This window comes from Paenibacillus sp. FSL H7-0331 (assembly GCF_001956045.1).
Window position 1 is genome coordinate 226,729 of the sequence record NZ_MRTH01000001.1, and the last position, 20,216, is coordinate 246,944.

The window sequence follows — 20,216 nt, forward strand, 5'->3', positions numbered from 1 at the left end:
TTGATCTAAACCAGAATTTCATTCTGGAGTCTAGCCCTTATTATAACATGCGAATAACAGATGGGAAGCAAAAAAAGAAGAGTCTTGTCGAAGACTCTCCCTAAATATTATAAAATTATACTTGACTCGCAACTTGCTCTTCCTTGCGTAAATGTTCAACTTTTTCCTCAACGCCTGTCTCTGCGTTAATATAAATACGATAAACCCCACCGTTGATGCGTCCGGTAAACTCGTGACACAGCACTTCCTCCTGCAAGTCATTGCGAATCAAGGCCAACGATTGATGATCCACCTGCATTTGTGAATTCAGTACCTTGCGGGCCTCTTCAGCGCTAAGCTTCGGCGAATTCAACTGCCGCTCTTTGTGATTATATACATAATCAGTAGCCTGAAGCCCTGTCACATCGCCATTATCCATTGCTACCTTAACAGCAACCTTATCAATAAAATTGATGACGTCATTCATACGGCTCGCAAATGTTATATTAGCCACATTATTATATTCATCATAGGAAACGGCCGTCATATTGGAGTAACCGTGTATATCGAGAAATTCGGCAGCCGCATCACGAGCGCCTCTTATATCAAGCTTCTTATCCGGTACATCTCTGGCAGCCGAATACCATAGAAGCTCTCCTCCCTTATGACTGTAATCCATTTGTGTACCATCCGGTATATTATCCTTGGGTGCGGTAACACTGTAGGATTCAAACTCGGTGCCAACTCCATTCTCGACGACCTTAACCGTTGATGGATCAGCGATATTCAAAAACTTCGCTGCTTTTTGCCGCACGTCCTCTGCAGAAACATCATTGCCTGTCAGCATTTTCGCATCATAGGCTTGATACGTGCTCATGACAGATGGACTCCACTTGACATCCGCATAGTCTGCGACTTTTTTATCTACAGTTTGAAACCCGTCAATAATCGCGTTATCCAGTGGCTCCTTTTGTGTAGCCAGCGCTGTTTCAACGTCCATCCAACGCAGATTATTCGCGAGAACCTTACTTTGCATACCGCGGAGATCTGTAGATATTTCATTGGCATGCTGGTAAAGAGCGTTCAAGGTTTGCATTTCCTGTTCGTTGAGCGGCTGCTTTCCAAGGTCGCGTAAAGCTGCCCGATATGAGAAGTTGGACATGTTGGCCAAAAACTCCTCTGTTTTGTTAAAAGGAAGCAATGTTAAAGGCAGCTGGTTGATCTCATTTTGAGCCTCACTCGTAATTCGCCATACGTTGATCAAACCTTTTTTATAGGAATCCTGTGAAGCCGTGTTTAAGGCCAATGTGTTGCCAAGCTCAGTATGCAAGCTATCCACATGAAACGACAGGTCGTGAAACGCTCGCTGATACTGATTTTCTGCCTTGATTAAAATCGCATTTTTCTCCTGATGCTCGAGGTATCCCCACATTCCGGCACCAATCAGAACGACTAGCAAAATCGGAAACATAACAATGCTCAAACGGCTGTACATGGTTGCATATCCCCCTTCATCACCCAATATTGGTTTTAGCTTTTGTCGAAGGAAGCGGTCTTATTCATGCATAAAAAAAAAGCCTGTCAAGGCTCCTTTAAGAGGATGTTCAAAAACATCGGGTTTCTATGAAAAAATCTTTTTCGTTGCTGCACAAACATTGCTTGAAGCCTGTATCGATCTTCCCTTTATCTTGCTTGCCTTTCAATACAAACCGCTCACCGCACAGGTTGCAGCGAATTAACACCTTGATTCGATCTTTAGTGATCATACCTTCCCTCCTGCTTGTCTTATGTGTTATAAGTATGGACAAGCAATTTACATTTCAACCCGTTCTTCCCGCCTAAGTACACGAAGCGGTGACCTGGCATTCGCTCTTTTAACATTCCACAGACTTCGTCCCCACAGGAAGGCCATCAATGGGAGCATGATCCAGATCCAGTAGGTTTTCGCGGTAAGCAGGACGTAATCAAAAACTCCATGCCATAATATAGGCATAAAGCAGGAGTAGAACAGCTGCCTTGTTCGCTGCTCGGGATTAAACTTGGCTTTACCCAAGTGGTAGCCCATCATGACGCCAAACATCGCATGACCGGAAACAGGCAGAAAGGCTCGCATTAGCAGCGTAGAGATGGAAGCCGAATTCAGCAATGCATAAAACACATTCTCAAGCGTCGCAAACCCGAGCGAAACCGCTACTGAATATACAATTCCATCATAAGGCTCATCAAAGGTCGCGTGCCGGAAAATGAGGAAATAAACCAAAAACCATTTCAAGAATTCCTCAACGCCCGCTGAAATCAAAAAAGAAAACACCAGTGGATCATCACCAAAGCCATGAACAAAAGCTCGCTGCAGCACCATCACAGGGAATACAAGCAAAATACCGAACAAAAACATCTTGCCAACGAGATGAATCGGCTCGGTATCATATCGATCCTTTAAATAAAAATAAGCAAGCAGAGCGACACCTGGCGCAATTGCTGCCAAGATGACTGAAACAATGCTCAAGGTGCCACCTCCTGAGAGTTTTCGAAGCATACAGACGCGTATCGATATTTTTCACTTTATGAATATTATAGACATTTTCAAAGCTTTTTTCCATCACTTCTTGCAATTTGGCATGCACTTCCGCTTCCATCCAGTCTTAGCCTTTCTTTTTGTGCACCTTTCAGCATTTTATTGTGAAAAAAATGCTTTTTGGTGCTGGAACACGAGCGGAATTTGCACAAGGGAGCCGTTTCTGTTTTTCAACAGCTGGAGGGCAATATGTTGTTCCTCTCCGTTTACGGACAAGCCTTGTGGATTGAGCAGCATAATCACATCAGCTGATGCTTCCACACCCTCAGGGATAGATATCGGAATATTATCGCCCACAGGCATAGCGGCAATGACAGTCACGTTAGCTTCCTTGGACCACTGTTTTAATGCATACGTAATCATCGTATTTCTTTCGGCTGCTGTTGCCGGAAGTGATTTTCCGCCTACAATCGGCACACGCTGCAGATGATCGATGAACACGATTGGCATTTTGCCCACGACCATCGCAATTTTACCTATGGAGGCAATTACTTTTTCCAGTGTCGTTTCCATGGAGCATTCGAGTGTCCACAGCATTTTGCTGATCGGGATATACTGGGCATTGGCCGCGCCGATCTGATCCGGATCAATTTTACCGCTCATCACAAGCTGTGGTTCCACGCCAAGAATACGCGCAATGCTTCTTGCCCACAGCTCAAAACCAGTCATATCCCACGACACATAAATGACAGGAGTCCCGTCAAGTGCAATATGATCGGCCATTTGCTTCATCAGCATGCTTTTTCCGATGGACGCAGCCCCTGTCAACAAATACAGCCCACAACCAAATCCGCCGAATAAGGCTTCATCCAGCTTCGCAATACCACTCGGCGTGCCGGAAACTTGTCCACGATAGCGTTTCATATATTCCTCGGTATAAATCGTGATATGATTCGAGTCCGGTGCCACGGGTACCATCATCGTATCCTCCATCGTTTGATTGAGAATTTCGATAAACGTTTCCAACGGGTTTTGCGCTCTGACAAAAAAGTCATTCACATCACGGATCGTTTCCGGTAAATGGACGATATAGGTTTCCTTGGCTGCTTGCTGAAGCATCGTTTGAATTCTTACACTTTCCCGCCGTCCCAATTCATCGTTACCCATGCAGATAAATACACGTTTATCTTTTAAGAGCTCGACATGTGTTTCTTTAAATCCGAGCCAATAAGGGACGCTTACCCCTGGCAGCCTCGCTTGTGCGAGACTTAACACATCAAATACGCCATTACACAAAATGACGTCCTCTGTGTCCTCCAATATCTCCTCGTTGAACATAAAATCCTCACCGGTCAGTGATTTGTACTTCGGCTCCCGATGGTCGATGGATCTTCCAATCAAATCAACTATTACCTCTTGCGCGTTCGTCACGGGAATAATAATCCGGTTTTCAAAATAATCGCCCCACTGATTGGGACTTACATAAAAGCCTATTTTGCCAGGATCAAAACCGATCCGAAACATTTCAATCGTTTCCTGCTCGATTCCTCTTTTGCCAAGATAATATAACGCATCCTCACGAAGCTGCTTTTGATAATACACGACCATTTCTTCCAGATTCAAGGTAGATTTGGACGTCCCCATTTGATTGATAGACATGTTGCCCTCCTGTGTTGTAAGCAATAAAAAAAGCACTCACAAAAACAATACTGTTTTTGAGAATGCCGCGTACAGCTTTAATACTTTGACACTATTTGAAATGCGTGCACAGCACATTGATGGCATCGGCCGCTATCACCGTTTTGCCATAAACCTCAAGAACAGATCGGGTTACCGAAGCAGCATCGCCATATTCGGACAAGACGGCGATAATGGATTGATACCCACTCTCTTCCATATCGACAGCATCAAGCTGCAAATACCATTTCTCTTTATAAGAAAATAAAATGCCTCCATCAGTGAGCAAGGGTTGAATAACCTTTGCCATACGCAGCAAATCTTCAAAATCGTGAAACACATAAGAGATCTGATCCGTTTGTTCAAGAGTCACTTCAAGCTCATACATTTCTTCTACTTCTTCATCAAACGATTCCGAAGTATGATGAAATTCCATCTTGCCGCGTGTCACAATGACGACCATCCCTTGAGCGGGTAGGGCAAGCACTTCAACAGCTAATGGCCCTGTAGGGTCAAAGCCCAGTTCAGCGTATGCTTGATCCATCATGTCACTGAACAACTCATGAACTCTGGGAATTTCTCTCCACATGTCGTCCTTTTGAATACCTCGCTCCGTCAAGTCGTCGAAAGTGAGAAAAATCCGTATCTTGTCCTGACTCAAACGCTCCATTTTCATACAGGATTCCTCCCTTGCCGCCACTATTAATAACAGCTTATGAAGTAAGCTTAAAAAGGTGAATAAGCTTCAAGCTTGTATTCAATTATATGAGTATTATATCACAACATAACAATAAATCTATTGTGGCTATAAAAAAAGAAAGGCATGAACAGGAAAATCCCCGTTCATGCCTTACAATCCCTTATTTAACGCCTGTTTTACTGCGTCTGATACTGCTCTTTATGCTTGCTATCGCGCAAAATTTCATCAACAGTTGCCTTCAAAGCAGGCTCTTTGTTAATGATTTCCTCAACGCGTCCTAACCCGGACCTCTCCGTGCTCCCGGATTTATTCGCATTATGACCGGCAGACTGATGGTTGCTGCCATTTTTATTTACGTTATTGCCTATAGACTGGTTATTGCTGCTAAAGGAGGACATCAACATCGACCTGCTCTTGCCGCTCAAATAGACAACTGCCGCTGCACCTACAAGTCCGCCAAGTAAAAAAGACCCTACTCTCATAGTCATCCCTCCATCTATTTAGTTACGATACTTATTTTTCACTATGTACTTGCGTTCCATGCATGATAAAATCAGGAAACACCCAAATTCACATAGAACAGGAGTACTTCTACCATGATAAAAAAAACGCTGATGGGCCTCACGGCAGCAGCACTACTGGCTTCAGCCACAGCTTGTCAGTCCACTACGCAGCCTGCTGCATCAGCCACCCCGCCAACCAGCAGTGTCAGCCCAGCCCCCACAACTCCCAAGCCTGCTGAGAATAGCAATACGCCACCAGTCACGCCAGCAGAGCCTGCTAAACCTATACAAACAGCACCAGGAGGCACGACGCCAGCACCACAGACACCTTCCACACCGCCTGCGGCAGTATTACCACAAGCAACTGCCAAGCTGTACAAATTAAATCCCAAATCCTATGATATTGTGCCGATTGATTCTGCCGCGGCAAATAAAAACGTTGTATTGTTAACCTTTGATGATGGCCCCAAGGACAAGGACATGCTTGAACCCTTGCTTGAAACATTGGACAAGCATCATGCCAAGGCGATTTTTTTTGTAAATGGATATAGGGTCAAGCAAAAGCCCGAGTTGATCAAGCTCATCACAGACCACGGACATATGATAGGCAATCATTCCTGGGATCATATTGATTTGAAAAAAGAAAATAAAGACAAGATCGATCAGCAAATCGGAGATGTGCAAAAGCAGATTACGGAGCTGACCGGAAACGCACCCCAATTTTTCCGACCCCCTTTTGGATCAGGTGGAGATCTGGTCCGGGAAAAGGTGAAGCAGGAGAATATGCTGTTCATGACATGGTCCAACGGCTCATTGGACTGGGAAATGACCACCAAGAACAACAATCCGGACAAAGTAGTCAGCAACGTGCTTGAGCAGCTGCGGCCAGGCAGCAATATTCTGATGCACGAGCTGCAATGGACCGTCCAAGCCATGGATAACCTGCTGACACAGCTGGAACAAAAAAATTATGGCTTTGTAGACCCCGCAACGATCGATACAACGTTATAAGCTTAACAAAAAGGTGAACCCTCAGCATCATCGCTGCTCGGTTCACCTTTTTGTTAAGACTCTCCTTTTACACGCTGCCAGCCCCATAACAATAAACCGGCTACTAACAATATAAACACCCACAACAATGACAAGTAAAAAATTCGCAGCCATCTGTCGCTTTCCGCCGGGTGAACCACTTTTCTAGGGGGCAGAAACGTTTCATCCTCGTCTGTCTCTGTTAGAGGTGTTGTATCCTCTTGGGCTTGCTGATTCGGTTTTATGCTGGAACTCATTATTTCTCTCTCCTATAACGAATGATACAACCCATAATCAAATCGATCATAAAATGCGCAATAATCGGCGTCCATAGCGAACCTGTTTGTATGTAAATCCATCCAAGTCCGTAGCTGATCCCGAATACCAGACCCGTCATCAGCCAGTGCTGCAGGTACCGTATATGAATCGCGGCAAATAAAATACTGGTCCAATAGGGCCCCCACGACGCTTGAATCGCACCCCTGAATAACCATTCTTCACAAAAAGCGACAACAAATGACAGCACGATAATATGCCACAAGGGTCGATTTTTAAATATCAGCTCATTGATGCCCCCATCATCCGTAACCTCCGGAGGAACCCAATTCGAAATCAGCACATCAACGATCAGGACAACAACAGCAAATGCAACCCCCCATACAAGCAAAAGCATTCCCTGATTTAGTGAAAACATTTGCTGAAACCAAGGTTTTTGAAAAAGCATGATGATACAACCCGCCGCAAATACGAGAAACTGCGTGATATATACATTGAGTACGACGGTACGTTCATCAATAGTCGTTATATCCAGCTTCTGAAACTTAAATTGCCTAAAATTAAATTTTTTCATCTATTATTCCCTTTTTCGACATTATCACCTATACTATCATTAGAAAATAAACGAGGTGCCTTGGCTATGAACAAACGATTGTCACGTTATGATTACTTGTTTGCATTAACCTTTATTTTTATGCTTGTTTTAGCTTTAGGGACTTTTTTCTTCGGTCTTCGAATGGGACAAGAACGTGCCACAGCCAAGTATGAGGAGCTTCTATTCAAAAAAACAGAAGTCCAGAATGGGTATTCCGCTTATCATCAACAGTATCTGGTGTCCTACTATCATACCATTTATCAGCCTTACAGGGAATTTCACATGAAATGGTTTGAAAAAATGAACGAGCTTGAGACCAACCGCTCTTCAGACGCTTCAGCAATTCTCAAGGACCTCGGCTTGCTTGCCAAAGAAAAGTATAGCGAGCTCAGCAATAAGTCAATGCCAGATTCTTCCCCACTATTGCAAGAAGGACTGCAAAATTATTTGAAAAGCTTAAAACTGTTCAGTGAGGCGCTGGGTAACATCCAAGGAAAAGCCAACAGTACTCCCAGTTATGATCTTGTTGCCGAAATGAATAAAGATGCTTATTTGGTTGAAGCCAAAAAATTCTCACTGTCTGCTCAAAAAGATTATTACGATTCCATCATCAAATGGAATTTGGCTGATAATCCGCAGCTGAAGCAGGTCGATGTTAGTAAACCTTTGTCTCTCAAGGATTGGACCCCTCTGAGTTTAAGCATGAAGAATGAATACATATCCAATGCATTATTGAATGGCAAGTTGTTCAAACTATATACACCTCAGGACCTTTCAAGCCGAATTGATGAAATGGTAAGCTCGGGCCAATCGAGCAAATTAAACCTGGCAGATGTTCAGCAGGTTATTGATCTCCTGAATGCTACAGATGCCGTCCGCTCTGGAGATTTTATTCGCAATAAAAACCGGTTATATCCGAATGAAACCTTACCGCAGCTCCCGTTCTTTTTTACACAAAATTAAAAAAAAGGACACCGATCTGAAAGCTTTTGAACAAGCTGTGACAACCCCATTACCCCTATTGACATCGCCTTTGGGGTCATGTTACGCTTATGAAAATTCAATTTGTTACAAAACGTTGACGGAGAACCTGTAACACCTTTAATGCACAGAGAGCCGATGAACAGGTGCAAATCGGACATTAGGGTTTACAAGAGAGCACTCCAGAGTTGCTGTTCTGAATGCCGCCTGAATCTCGTGATTCCAGACGTCTGTAGGTGCAGCCGGTTAGAAACCGTTACATTTCTGAGTCCTTGCGGCTCATGAGGCTGTTTGTGCAATCAGACAGTGAATTAGGGTGGTACCACGAAAGTAACTCTTCGTCCCTTGTATACGTTTAACGTACGAGGATGGAGAGTTTTTTAGTTTGTCTAGAAAAAAGTGGAGGTTGGCGTACATGTACAAAGTATTAGTAATGGATGGAATCAGTGATTTGGGAATTCAACTGCTTAATGATGCAGCAGACGTGACAGTGGACAAAAAAATCGGCTTATCGGAAAGCGAATTAATCGAGATTATTGCTGATTATGACGCATTGATGGTAAGAAGCCAAACCAAAGTGACCGATAACATTATGGCTGCTGCTCCTAAGCTGAAGGTTGTAGGACGCGCAGGCGTTGGTGTAGATAACATCGATCTTCAAGCAGCTACCAGCCGTGGTATTGTGGTCATCAATGCTCCTGATGGAAATACAATTGCAACTTGTGAATTGACATTTGCTATGATGATGTCTGTAGCACGCTCCATTCCACAAGCCTACAGAAAAACCGTCAGCGGTGAGTGGGATCGCAAAACTTTCGTTGGTGTTGAACTGCGTAATAAAACGCTGGGTATTCTTGGCATGGGCCGTATCGGAAGTGAAGTGGCCAAGCGCGCCAAAGTTTTTGGTATGAACGTGATTGGCTATGATCCTTTCCTGACTGAAGAACGTGCTGAACAAATGGGTGTTAAGCTCGGAAGCGTGAATGAAATCGCGGCGCAAGCTGATTTTATTACGGTGCATACACCATTGACTCCAGAGACGCGTCATATCATTGCCCGTCCTCAATTCGAACTGATGAGAAAAGGCGTACGCATTATTAACTGTGCGCGCGGCGGCATTATCGATGAAGCTGCTTTGGTTGAAGCTATTGATGCCGGTATCGTTGCTGGAGCTGCTTTTGACGTATATGAGCAAGAGCCGCCTCAAGCCGATCACCCATTCCTCAACAATCCCAAAATCATCGTGACCCCGCATTTGGGTGCATCTACAGTTGAAGCTCAAGAAAATGTAGCTATTGACGTATCCGAAGAAGTGCTTCATATTTTACGTGATGAGCCTTTCAAAAATGCTGTTAACATGTCTCCGGTTCCACCAGCGGTGTTAAGCAAACTACAGCCTTACTTCAACCTTGGTGACAAGCTTGGTAAATTTATCGGTCAAACTACAGAAGTTGCGATCAGAGAGATCGTGGTTAATTACTCCGGAGATTTGGCTGATGTAGACACAGCACCGTTAACTCGTTATATCGTACGCGGTATCCTGGCTAACCAACTGGAAGGTGTTAATATCGTCAATGCGATGCACCTTGCCAAAACTCGTGATGTGAATATCGTGATTCAAAAATCAGCAGCTACACAAACCTTCACTAATCTGGTTTCGGTTACGCTGAAAGCCAAAAACGAGGTGCGTGTTGTTGCTGGAACCCTGTTAGCCGGATATGGCGAACGAATCGTACAAATTGACCAGTACCCGGTCGATATCGCACCAAGCGGCAATTTGCTGCTCATTTCTCATAACGACAAACCCGGCATCATCGGTAAAGTAGGAACCCTGCTTGGCAGCAATGATGTCAACATCGCTACGATGCAGGTTGGCCGTAAGGTTATTGGTGGCTCGGCCATTATGGTCCTGTCAACGGATAAAAAGACGCCTAAGGAAGTTCTTCAACAGCTTATCCAATTGCCTGAGCTGACCCATGTGAATGAGCTCACACTGGATTAAGATCCTGTTCGACTGTTTCACGAACAACAAGAATAATCTTGTTCGTTCAACATAAAAAGAGAGCTTCCGATACGTTATCGGAGCTCTCTTTTTATGTTGTTATCATTTTAACGGGAAGCAGCACAGAAAATGTCGTTCCTTGCCCCACAGTGCTTTTAACCGCGACAGCGCCTTGATGCGCCTCTACCAGGTTACGAACAATCGATAAACCGAGTCCGGTTCCCCCTGTTGCACCGCGTGTACGGGCCTTGTCTGCTTTGTAAAAGCGTTCAAATACATAAGGCAGATCACCCGCAGGAATTCCGATACCTTGATCGATAATTTCGATCAGAACCGCAGCTTCATCCTTGTAAGTGTGCCGCTCAGCACGCATGACGATTTCTGCTTGAGCAGGCGTATGCCGTATGGCATTATCCAATAAATTCGTCAGCACCTGCTCTAACCGATCTTCATCGGCTTGGTACAGAATCAGCTCTTCTTCTGGCAGCTCATAGCTCATCAGAATGCCTTGTTCCTTTGATAACGCGGCAAACTTGCGATGCATGCGCTTGATAAAGCTCCGTACCTCCACCACCCGAAAATGCAGCTCGATATTACCGGTCTCCATCCGTGCCAAATCCAATAGGTCTCTGACCAGTCTGCCCATTCGAAGCGATTCCTCATGGATGACCTGAGCCAGCTCCTGTCGTTCTTCAGCGGAACCTGCGATATCATCAAGCAGCGCCTCGCTGTAGCCCTGCAGCATCGATAATGGCGTACGAAGCTCGTGAGATACATTGGCTACAAAATCCTTGCGCAGCTTGTCCAGCCTGAATTCCTCTGTAACATCCCGCAAAACCGCAACCACGCCGCGCACGGCTGCACGAGCATACAACGGGGTCATGACAACGGACCATACCTCGTTTTGAACATGCAGCTTGGAAGTAATTTCTTTGGCTCCTGTAATGACTTCGTCAAACAGCATTCTCATCGGCTCGGGAATGACCGAGCTGTGCTGTTGAAGCACAGGTAGCATGGATTGCTCTGATTCGCCATCGATCCAGTGGATCTGATTCCAGTCATTGACGATTTTATCGCCCTGAGGATTAGCCAGAATCACACTTCCATCCGAATCAAACGTAATAACAGCATCTGTCATACTGCGTAATATACTGGATAAATGCTCTTTTTCATGGCTGAGCGCCTTAATCGTATCCGATAATTCCTCACCCATGCGATTAAATGTTTTACCCAGCTCACCGATTTCATCTGATGAGGTGATAGGTACCCGGGTCCCATATTCCCCAAGCGAAATTAAATCGGCTGCTTTTTTGAGCTTAAGTAAAGGCTGAGTAATCTTCGTCAGCAGAAAAAAAGCAAAAAAAGTAGTCATTAAAAAACCGATCAAGGATACGTATGCAAATAATCGAATGACATAAGCCTGTGTCGCTTCTACTGATTGAGCCGCCTGATACAGAATCGCTGCTCCGATAATTTTTTGCTGTGTCGAGTCCATCAAGGGAACTGCTACAGCTGAGTATTGGCTATTCATCTGCTGTCTGCTTCCGGTACTGTTAACGGTTTGATTATCAATCGTTTCTCCAGCAAATACCCGCTTCAGCATGACAGCCGAAAAAAAATCATCATATTGCAAATTCATGGAGTTCGGCTTCTGGGACGATAACTTCATCGGCTTCAAGTCAACATCAACGACAAACACCGTTGCATCCTGGGCACTTAACAGGTCATTGACCAAATCGATATAACGCTCATCCTCATTGTGTAAAGCAATGCCGCTGGTCACCTTCTGGCCCAGCTTTCGTAAATTCTCGATCTGATCCTGAGATTTGGGAAAAGACGTTTCCAAATATTGACTGAGAAACAAACCAAGCACGAGCAGAACAACAGCAACAAGTCCGATTATAGTCAGCCATAGCTTACCTACGATACCTTTTAAGCTAAACACGTTACTTTGGCACCTCAAGCTTGTATCCGACGCCCCACACGGTTGTAATCATGGAAGCAGCTTCCGGCGACACTTTATTCAACTTTTCACGCAGCCTCTTGACATGCGTGTCCACCGTTCTCAGATCCCCAAAAAATTCATAATTCCATACGTCCTTCAACAACTCTTCCCGTGAAAATACTTTGTCTGGCGATACCGCCAAGTAATGAAGGAGCTCGTACTCCTTGGGAGTCAGTGCAACCTCTTGTCCACCCGCGCTTACCCGATGCGCATCATGCTCAATGATGAGGTTAGGAAATACAATATTGTTGCTCGAATTAACTTCCTTGGATAAATAAGCCGTCACCGAGGATCTTCTCAGGATCGCTTTGACCCGATAAATCACCTCACGAGGACTAAACGGTTTCACGACATAGTCGTCTGCACCCATCTCAAAGCCTTGTACCCGGTTCGTTTCCTCACCCTTGGCCGTAAGCATAATGACCGGAGTTGATTTAACTTGCCGCAGTCTTGCACACACCTCGTTACCATCAATACCCGGCAGCATGACATCAAGCAATATTAAATCGTAATCGGTTTCAAGTGCTTTTTTCAAAGCCGTTTCGCCATCTTCCGCTTCATCGATAATGAAATTTTCTTTCTCCAGATACATGCGCAGCAAGCGGCGAATCCGCTCTTCATCGTCGACTACCAAAATTGTCATTTTAACATCAGACATCGGCTTTTCAACCCTCTCTGTTCTATTGTTATATGTCCTTAATTGCGCGTCCTTCGCGGCTTGATTAATATTCTTTTTACTATGAAATGAGTTTACAAACATAGAGTTTTTTGAAGTTGGTTTACGTGAATTTTATTCATGCAGGTGTATGTAGGGAAAGGGAATGGTATGGAAAGTGTAACGGCCGCCTTTGAAGTTCAATTGGTTACCTCATAAAATAATATGCCTTTCACGGGGTCCCCGCAAAGTATTCGGAATTCGCTTCGAAGGCTTTTCTTCACTTTGTGGGGTGGAGCCGCGGTGGAATACCATCCCTTTCTCGGAATAACCGATAGCCTGAATGAAATCCACGGGTACTTTCAGAAAAACTTTTATGCTCCCGAATACGAATGCAATCCTGCGATAACCAGATTAACCCCAACCAGCGTGAACATAACGACCATAAAACCGATCACGGCGAGCCAGGCTGAACGTTTACCCTGCCATCCTTTTGAAAACCGTAAATGCAAATATGCAGCGTAATACAAGAAGACGATCAGCGCCCATACTTCCTTGGGATCCCAGCCCCAGAATCGGCCCCATGCCTCAGCCGCCCAGATCATAGCAAAAATCAAAGCACCCAGTGTGAAAATCGGATAACCTATCGCAATCGCCCGATAGCTGATTTCATCAATGTCTTCAAGATCAATGCCTTTCAGCAATGGACTGATTGCAGCCCCTAACGGCTTACGGGCAATCAGACGAAGTAATCCATAAAGAATCAAGCCTCCAGCAATGGACCAAACCACAGTATTGAGCTTGCGGCCGGCGTTCGATCCCTTCATCCATGATGGAGCCTCGAATGGCGCCTCAGTCATGCCAAGAAATGGCTTCATCTCCACCTGTTCCCCTTCAAAAGGCTTGAAGATCGGTGGCAGCACATAATCAACATTTTGCTTAATGGTCTGCTCCACGCCATCCTTACCCATGTATAGCACATCGTTAGCGAATCTGGCATGATAGCCGGATGCATTAAAACCAAATATGGAAATGACAAAAGCAATGATCATGACCAAGGAAAATATCGTAACCTCAACTCCACGCTGCTCCTTGCGATCACCTTTCTCCTTGCTATCAAAATTAACACAGCGCAGCAGATACATCAAACCAGCAGCAAAACCGACTGCAAAAAATGCTTCTCCAAATGCCGCTGTCGTGACATGAATCTTCAGCCAGTAGCTTTGCAGAGCCGGGATAAGCGGTTGTACGTCCTTGGGAAATACAGATGCGTAACCAATGATAATGATTCCGATCGGCACTGCAAATACCCCGAGCACAGGCGCACGATATATAAAGTACACCACGATAAAAGCAACAATGATCATCATTCCAAGAAATGTCATAAACTCATACATGTTGCTTGTAGGTATATGTCCCGCTTCATACCATCTTGTAAAGAAGAATCCCGCATGACCGGCAAGTCCGATAATAGTGGCTCCTATCGCATAATTACCCCATTTTCGCGTATGCTCGATAGGATTATCCTGAGCCCACTTCCTGCCGAGGATGGCAATAACGAACATCAGAAAAGCCAGGTTATAGACGATGAAACCGATTAGTAAAAACGAACTGCTTGTCATTATGTGACCACTCCTGTTTCCAACGATTTGGGATCGGCTTCAATTCCCGATTTATGAAGAACCTGGGCGACTTCCTGACGAATGCCAAACCAGTTTTTGTTTGTATGAGCGCCAAGAGACAGCCGTCCGTCATCGATTCGAAGCCAGATACGACGATGATGCCAGTAAAAGCCCATAACCAGCCCTATCATGGAAATCGCAGCCCCCACCCAAATATATGGCATTGCACGATCCACACGAATATTCAAATAACTGATGTATTCTGAAAACTGCACATCGGCCATAGAATTAACAGAAAGCTCCAGCTTGTTTCCAATTTCGCCATTGATGTCATCCTGACGGAATGTAACCTTGTCTACCTGTCTTGGAAAGTAAAGGTAGGGCACACCCTCCGCTGCTACTTCCGGACCTGTAATCGAGAATATAAATGCCGGCATCTTGGGGTCCTTGGACTTGGTCATCGGAACCCCTTTTTCATCCAGTCCAAAATCCGGGAAATATGCTTTTACCTTTAAAGTATAAGGTCCAACCTGATAGCTGTCTTGAGGCCTTGTCATCGACAAGTCCAGGCTGCCGTATGCAGTACCGGTTTGTTTGTCCTTGAGCGTAGGCTTTACGGAAATCAGCATCGGTGATTCCTTGAAGTCAAATTGGTAAGCCATTAATCCTTTATACTCAAGCGGTTCATTCACAATAATATTTTGACGGTGAACCTCCTCAAGCACAGGCTGCTTGAAAGGATCATCACAATCGGCTTTACATGTGTATAAGACCGCGTTCGTTTCGTATATTTTGGGTACTGCCTGATCCTTGGCACGAAATCCTTCAGACATCTCATTCGCATCATAATATTCCAATGTGAATTTTTCATTTTTCAGGTAATACGACGTTTCAGGAATTTTGACAACTTGTCCCTCAGGAAAAGCGACATGCTGGTCCATATGCCAGCCTGGTATACTTCTCATCAGAATGGCCAGCAAAAAAATAATGAGTCCGATATGGTTGATATAAGGTCCCCAGCGGCTAAACCGATTCTTTTCCGCCAGCAGTGCGGTACCTTCTGTATGTACTCGATAGTGCTTTTTCTTCAATTGCTCGGCAGCTTGTTGAACCCAGGCTTGCTCCTCTGCCTCTGAAGATGCGACCTTGTGAGGAAGATCACCGCTATAGGAAACCTTTTGACGTAAAATGAATTTAAGATGCTTTCGGATTTGCTGCTTGGATAGAGCTCTGTAAAGCGGCAGTACCCTATCTAGGCTGCAAACGACAAGCGAGGTTCCTATCATTAATAGGAGCCCGATAAACCACCAGGATTCAAAGGTATGCGACAATCCCAGTAAATAATAAATCTTCCCTAACGTCCCGTACGTATCTTCATAATAGGTCGAAGGGTCAAAATTAAGAAATGAATTTTCCTGCGGATAAATCGTGCCTACTGCTGAGCCCAGCAACGTAATGATGATCATATAGATTGCGATCTTAACGGAAGAGAAGAAATTCCATACCTTGTCAATTACATCCGGATTGGCTTTTTGGGAGCGTCTCGCCACTCCATCATAACGCATTTCAAGTGGCTCCGTGCCAGCCTCTTCATAGAGAGGCTTTCCACAGGCTTCGCAAAGTACGGTCCCGACATGATTCAGGTGACCGCATTCACATTTTGTGTTTTGAATCATGGGGCGCCTCCTGAGCTTTCTTTCTTACTGTCTAGCAATGGGTTCTCATTGTAATGATCAATTATTTGGGAGCAGCTTGGGTTGAAGCTTTGATCGATTCAAGTGTCTTTTCAATAAAAGCCTCACTCATCTCCCCGACCATAATCTTGGCAATCTTGCCGTCTGGAGAGATAAAGAACGTTGTCGGATAATTGCTGACACCGTATCGCTTGCGCGTTGCTTCGTTGTCATCCAACAAAATCGGAAATGTGATTTTATATTGGTCAACAAAGCTTTGCACGGTTATTTTACTTTCACCGAGATTTAAAGCAAGAAACTCTACATTTTGTGTGTCCCGCTTGTCAAATTGATGTTGAATGGCAGGCATTTCTTCCTTACAAGGCGGACAGAAGGTGCCCCAAAAGTTAACCATCACCGTTTTCCCTTTATAATCAGACAGTGTATGTTTCTTACCATCCAATCCAGACAAAGTAAATTCAGGCGCCTTGGAGCCTTCGACCGGTCGTTTATCCGTGGCATACAAATTATTGAACAGCGTCAATGCACCGATCACTATGGCAATGGCAAAAATCGCCAACTGTATCCATCTTTTATTTTTGCCCATTGATGTTCACTCCAAACGGAAGCTAGTCAGTTTAGCTTTATTTTCATTATAGCTAACTTTAATGCCAACGCTTATTTGTCTTTTTGAATTTTATGTGTCCTTAGTGCTTCCTCGGTCAACTCTTTAATTTCTTTGGCTTCGAGATGGCGGAATTTTCCCCGTGGAACTCCAGTCAAAGCTATAGGTCCGAATTGTACACGCTTGAGCTTGATTAAAGGAAATTGGATGGCATCGAACATACGGCGAACCTGGCGGTTACGTCCTTCATAAATAGTAATGGAAACAATAGTTTCCTTTTTAGCCGGATCAATATCGTAATAATCCACTTCTGCAGGAGCCGTCATCCCATCTTCGAGCTCGATTCCATCACGCAGCTTGTCCAATAACGAACCATGTGGAACCCCTTTTACCGTGGCATGGTAAGTACGCGGCACATGATGCCTTGGATGCGTAAGCAAATTGGCAAATTCTCCATCATTGGTCAGCAGCAGCAAGCCCTCAGTATCATAGTCAAGCCGACCTACCGGGTAAATCCGTTCCTTGATATCCTCCAGAAAGTCGGTTACGATTTTCCGTCCGCCCGGGTCCGAAGCACTCGTAATAACCCCTTTTGGCTTATTAAATAGCACGTATACTTTTTTCTCCTGTCTGATCTTGCGGCCATCTACGGTAATCACATCTTTGCTGGCGTCAACCTTAACTCCAAGCGTTGTCACAACCTCATCGTTAACCTGAACACGTCCAGCCGATATCAATTCCTCACACTTACGACGGGAGGCTACTCCCGCTTCTGCCAATACTTTTTGTAATCGTTCCATTAGTCTCCATTCACCTCAAACCTAATGATACTCATCCTACAGAGAAATCACAAGTTGCTCAGGCGAAAATCTGTGTCAGTTCTAAGCAAATACCAGATAACAAATAAAAATGGAAGCAGCGAAACCGACTGCATCCGAGATCAATCCCACTTTTAGCGCATAGCTTGCCTTACGGATGCCTATCGCTCCAAAGTAGACAGTAATCACATACATCGTAGTATCGGTGCTCCCCTGAATCGTGGATGCTATACGTCCGACCATGGAATCGGGGCCAAACTGCTGCAGCAGATCGGTGGTAAAGGCGAGTGATCCTGCCCCCGTAATCGGACGTAAAATAGCCAGCGGCAGCACCTCGCTTGGAATACCTATCATTTCGCAAAAGGGTTTCACCCAATTGGTCATCAGCTCCATGGCACCCGAAGCTCTGAATATGCTGATTGCTACCATCATGCCTACCAAATGCGGGATGATTCTGATCGCGGTATCAAAGCCATCCTTAGCCCCGTCCACAAAGGATTCGTAAACGGGTACCTTACGATACAAGGCATAGAGGGGTATAAAAACAATGATCATTGGAATCGCCCAGGCTGATATCAGATTAACGAAGGCGTACATAACGGAATCATCCCTTCCCTATCGGTTGTTAACATTAGTGCTGTATAGAGTTACGTGCGCGGTACCATCTATCTACAAAAATAGCCGCGAGGGTTGACACAAAAGTAGCCATTAAGGTTGTCCCGACAATCTCGGCCGGGTTTAAGGAATTGAAGTTCATTCTGATCGCGATCAGTGTTGTCGGGATCAAGGTAATGCTCGCCGTATTCAGAGCCAGTAGTGTGCACATAGCCGGACTCGCTGTCTCTTTATTGCTGTTCAGCAGCTGCAGCTCTTGCATCGCTTTGATCCCCATGGGAGTTGCCGCATTACCCAAGCCCAAAATATTTGCCCCCATATTGGACATGATGTAGCCCAGAGCCGGATGGTCCTTAGGTACACTTGGAAACAGGAACCGAACGATCGGACGCAGCAAAGAAGCCAGCAGCTTCAGTAATCCCGCATCCTCGGCAATACGCATGATCCCAAGCCAGAATACCATGATACTAATCAAACCAAAGCATACGGTGACCCCGCTTTTCGCGCCATCAAAGGTCGCCTGTGTAACCAGTTCGATATTCCCTTGCGCCGCGGCGACGCCAACACCAGCAACAATAAAAAATAACCAGATAAAATTTACCATAGGTCAACTCCCATCTCGGATGATTATCCAACAGTATCCGTTAGACAATGATTACCCAACACGTCCCGTAAATAGGGTACGGACTATAAATTGAACGATAAACAGCCATTTATCTGCGTATGAGGCTGTATCCGACTGCGACTGATCAAACGAAAATGCAGAACGTTCCTTCAGCTTCAATCTCGGGCTATCCTTCGGGAACAATGGAACACCTCCGATTTCCTGTCCGTTTAATGTATAAACCAGCCTGCCCACATCACCCAGACGGAAGCTTGCCGAATTGGCATCATTTAACTCCACCCGATACGAATAATGTCCCTGCTCTGATTCCTGTGTTGGATACAGGAACTCTTTACCTGCTACCCACTCTGTCCCTTCGATCCCATCACCCTTATTAACTAAAGGCAGCAGCGGATAGTTGGCGAAGCCGTAGTCCAGCAGCTTGGCATGATCAGCCCAATCATCCCCATCATTCAAGGTGACCACTGCCAGCTGCTGTCCGCCGCGTGTTGCCGAAGAAACCAAACACCGCATAGCCAGCTTGGTATAGCCTGTTTTCACCCCATCGGCACCATCGTAGAGCTGCAGCATTTTGTTTTTATTCAACCATGTGTAATCCCATGCTTCATTTGGATTGGGCGCTTTCTTAAGCTTGGTTTTTACAATTTCCTGAAATTGCGGATTGCGCAGGGAATATGCGGCCAATTTGGCCATATCATTTGCGGTTGAATAGTGCCCAGCCTCATCCAATCCAGATGGATTCTTGAACGAAGAATGCTCCATCCCGATCATTCGTGCTTTCTCATTCATCAAATACGCAAAGCCCTCAACAGTACCTCCAACATGCTCGGCAATCGCCGTTGCCGCATCGTTGCCTGAACGCAGCATCATCCCATACAACAAATGGTGCAGGCTCATTTCTTCATTAAGCTTCAAATAAATCGAAGAACCTTCCTTTCCAAAAGCATTCTTGCCCACCTTCACTGAATCCGACAGCTTCCCCTGTTCCACAGCTACAATCGCCGTCATGATTTTAGTCAAACTGGCGATACGCATCTGCTTGTCGCCCTGTTTGCTGTACAATACCCGCCCCGAGCGTACATCAATTAAGGCAGCCGTTTCCGCATGGGTTGAAATCGCTGGAGCGGCTTGCAGCACTGGTGATGGGGCCCATATCGTTACTAGCAGCACCGGCAACAATAAGAGCACAACGTTTTTTTTCATAAAAGGGTCCTCCTGCCAACATAGGTTCAATTATGGACATACCGATCTTGTACATGTATATGCGGGTCCTGTCCCATTATATGTCCTCTTCGAAAGCCACAACTCCCTGTCATTTGCG

The 20,216-nt window shown here is 45.2% G+C and carries 20 protein-coding genes and 1 other annotated feature; of the genes, 3 read left to right on the forward strand and 17 right to left on the reverse strand.

Annotated elements, in window-relative coordinates; translation table 11 throughout:
• Positions 1–115: 115 nt before the first annotated feature.
• The 6 genes from ypeB to BK127_RS01095 form a co-directional block, all read right to left on the reverse strand.
• On the reverse strand, positions 116–1,474 hold the full coding sequence (gene ypeB, locus BK127_RS01075) for a germination protein YpeB (protein WP_076227657.1): 1,359 nt from the start codon (positions 1,472–1,474) through the stop codon (positions 116–118).
• 109 nt (positions 1,475–1,583) lie between these two features.
• On the reverse strand, positions 1,584–1,745 hold the full coding sequence (locus BK127_RS43530; RefSeq protein WP_179097343.1) for a hypothetical protein: 162 nt from the start codon (positions 1,743–1,745) through the stop codon (positions 1,584–1,586).
• Positions 1,746–1,792: 47 nt separating this feature from the next.
• Positions 1,793–2,485, reverse strand: a complete 693-nt coding sequence (gene prsW / locus BK127_RS01080) for a glutamic-type intramembrane protease PrsW (protein WP_076227659.1) — start codon at positions 2,483–2,485, stop codon at positions 1,793–1,795.
• A 168-nt stretch (positions 2,486–2,653) separates the two neighbouring features.
• Complete coding sequence (locus BK127_RS01085; RefSeq protein ID WP_076227661.1) at positions 2,654–4,153, reverse strand: DnaB-like helicase C-terminal domain-containing protein; 1,500 nt, start codon at positions 4,151–4,153, stop codon at positions 2,654–2,656.
• Positions 4,154–4,244: 91 nt separating this feature from the next.
• Entirely contained in the window at positions 4,245–4,847 is a 603-nt protein-coding gene (locus tag BK127_RS01090) for a genetic competence negative regulator (RefSeq protein ID WP_076227663.1), read from the reverse strand.
• 200 nt (positions 4,848–5,047) lie between these two features.
• On the reverse strand, positions 5,048–5,353 hold the full coding sequence (locus tag BK127_RS01095; RefSeq protein ID WP_076227665.1) for a hypothetical protein: 306 nt from the start codon (positions 5,351–5,353) through the stop codon (positions 5,048–5,050).
• A gap of 114 nt (positions 5,354–5,467) precedes the next feature.
• Between BK127_RS01095 and BK127_RS01100 the strand changes: the two genes are divergently transcribed.
• Positions 5,468–6,385 carry a polysaccharide deacetylase family protein gene (locus BK127_RS01100; protein ID WP_076227667.1) on the forward strand — a complete coding sequence of 306 codons (918 nt, stop codon included), beginning with the start codon at positions 5,468–5,470 and terminating at the stop codon, positions 6,383–6,385.
• Between the two features lie 53 nt (positions 6,386–6,438).
• Here BK127_RS01100 and BK127_RS01105 read toward each other — a convergent pair whose 3' ends face one another.
• Both BK127_RS01105 and BK127_RS01110 read right to left on the reverse strand, forming a co-directional pair.
• Positions 6,439–6,660 (reverse strand): hypothetical protein, encoded by a 222-nt coding sequence (locus tag BK127_RS01105; protein ID WP_076227669.1) that lies wholly within the window; start codon positions 6,658–6,660, stop codon positions 6,439–6,441.
• Positions 6,660–7,253 carry a CPBP family intramembrane glutamic endopeptidase gene (locus tag BK127_RS01110; protein ID WP_076227671.1) on the reverse strand — a complete coding sequence of 198 codons (594 nt, stop codon included), beginning with the start codon at positions 7,251–7,253 and terminating at the stop codon, positions 6,660–6,662. The genes BK127_RS01105 and BK127_RS01110 overlap by 1 nt, the downstream gene beginning before the upstream one ends.
• A 66-nt stretch (positions 7,254–7,319) precedes the next feature.
• Here BK127_RS01110 and BK127_RS01115 point away from each other — a divergent pair, with 66 nt between their 5' ends.
• Positions 7,320–8,237: a hypothetical protein gene (locus BK127_RS01115; RefSeq protein ID WP_076227673.1), complete on the forward strand. Its 918-nt coding sequence runs from the start codon at positions 7,320–7,322 to the stop codon at positions 8,235–8,237.
• Positions 8,238–8,343: 106 nt separating this feature from the next.
• Positions 8,344–8,604 (forward strand) — a binding site (T-box leader).
• A gap of 66 nt (positions 8,605–8,670) precedes the next feature.
• On the forward strand, positions 8,671–10,257 hold the full coding sequence (gene serA / locus BK127_RS01120; RefSeq protein ID WP_076227676.1) for a phosphoglycerate dehydrogenase: 1,587 nt from the start codon (positions 8,671–8,673) through the stop codon (positions 10,255–10,257).
• Positions 10,258–10,348: 91 nt separating this feature from the next.
• Here the strand turns inward: serA and BK127_RS01125 are convergent, their stop codons facing one another.
• The 9 genes from BK127_RS01125 to BK127_RS01165 form a co-directional block, all read right to left on the reverse strand.
• The gene (locus BK127_RS01125) at positions 10,349–12,202 is read right to left on the reverse strand and encodes an ATP-binding protein (protein ID WP_076227678.1); all 1,854 of its coding nucleotides are present in this window, start codon (positions 12,200–12,202) and stop codon (positions 10,349–10,351) included.
• Between the two features lies 1 nt (position 12,203).
• A complete protein-coding gene (locus BK127_RS01130) occupies positions 12,204–12,920 on the reverse strand; it encodes a response regulator transcription factor (RefSeq protein WP_076227680.1) in 717 nt (238 codons plus the stop codon).
• 371 nt (positions 12,921–13,291) lie between these two features.
• Positions 13,292–14,539 (reverse strand): cytochrome c biogenesis protein CcsA, encoded by a 1,248-nt coding sequence (ccsA, locus tag BK127_RS01135; RefSeq protein ID WP_076227682.1) that lies wholly within the window; start codon positions 14,537–14,539, stop codon positions 13,292–13,294.
• The gene (gene resB, locus BK127_RS01140) at positions 14,539–16,215 is read right to left on the reverse strand and encodes a cytochrome c biogenesis protein ResB (RefSeq protein ID WP_076227684.1); all 1,677 of its coding nucleotides are present in this window, start codon (positions 16,213–16,215) and stop codon (positions 14,539–14,541) included. The genes ccsA and resB overlap by 1 nt, the downstream gene beginning before the upstream one ends.
• A 61-nt stretch (positions 16,216–16,276) precedes the next feature.
• Positions 16,277–16,819 carry a thiol-disulfide oxidoreductase ResA gene (resA, locus tag BK127_RS01145; protein ID WP_076227686.1) on the reverse strand — a complete coding sequence of 181 codons (543 nt, stop codon included), beginning with the start codon at positions 16,817–16,819 and terminating at the stop codon, positions 16,277–16,279.
• A 71-nt stretch (positions 16,820–16,890) separates the two neighbouring features.
• Complete coding sequence (locus BK127_RS01150; protein WP_076227688.1) at positions 16,891–17,637, reverse strand: pseudouridine synthase; 747 nt, start codon at positions 17,635–17,637, stop codon at positions 16,891–16,893.
• Positions 17,638–17,718: 81 nt separating this feature from the next.
• The gene (locus BK127_RS01155) at positions 17,719–18,252 is read right to left on the reverse strand and encodes a spore maturation protein (RefSeq protein WP_076227690.1); all 534 of its coding nucleotides are present in this window, start codon (positions 18,250–18,252) and stop codon (positions 17,719–17,721) included.
• Positions 18,253–18,286: 34 nt separating this feature from the next.
• Positions 18,287–18,874, reverse strand: coding sequence for a nucleoside recognition domain-containing protein (locus BK127_RS01160; RefSeq protein ID WP_076227692.1), 588 nt, complete (start codon positions 18,872–18,874; stop codon positions 18,287–18,289).
• Positions 18,875–18,925: 51 nt separating this feature from the next.
• Entirely contained in the window at positions 18,926–20,098 is a 1,173-nt protein-coding gene (locus BK127_RS01165) for a D-alanyl-D-alanine carboxypeptidase family protein (protein ID WP_076227694.1), read from the reverse strand.
• Positions 20,099–20,216 lie beyond the last annotated feature (118 nt).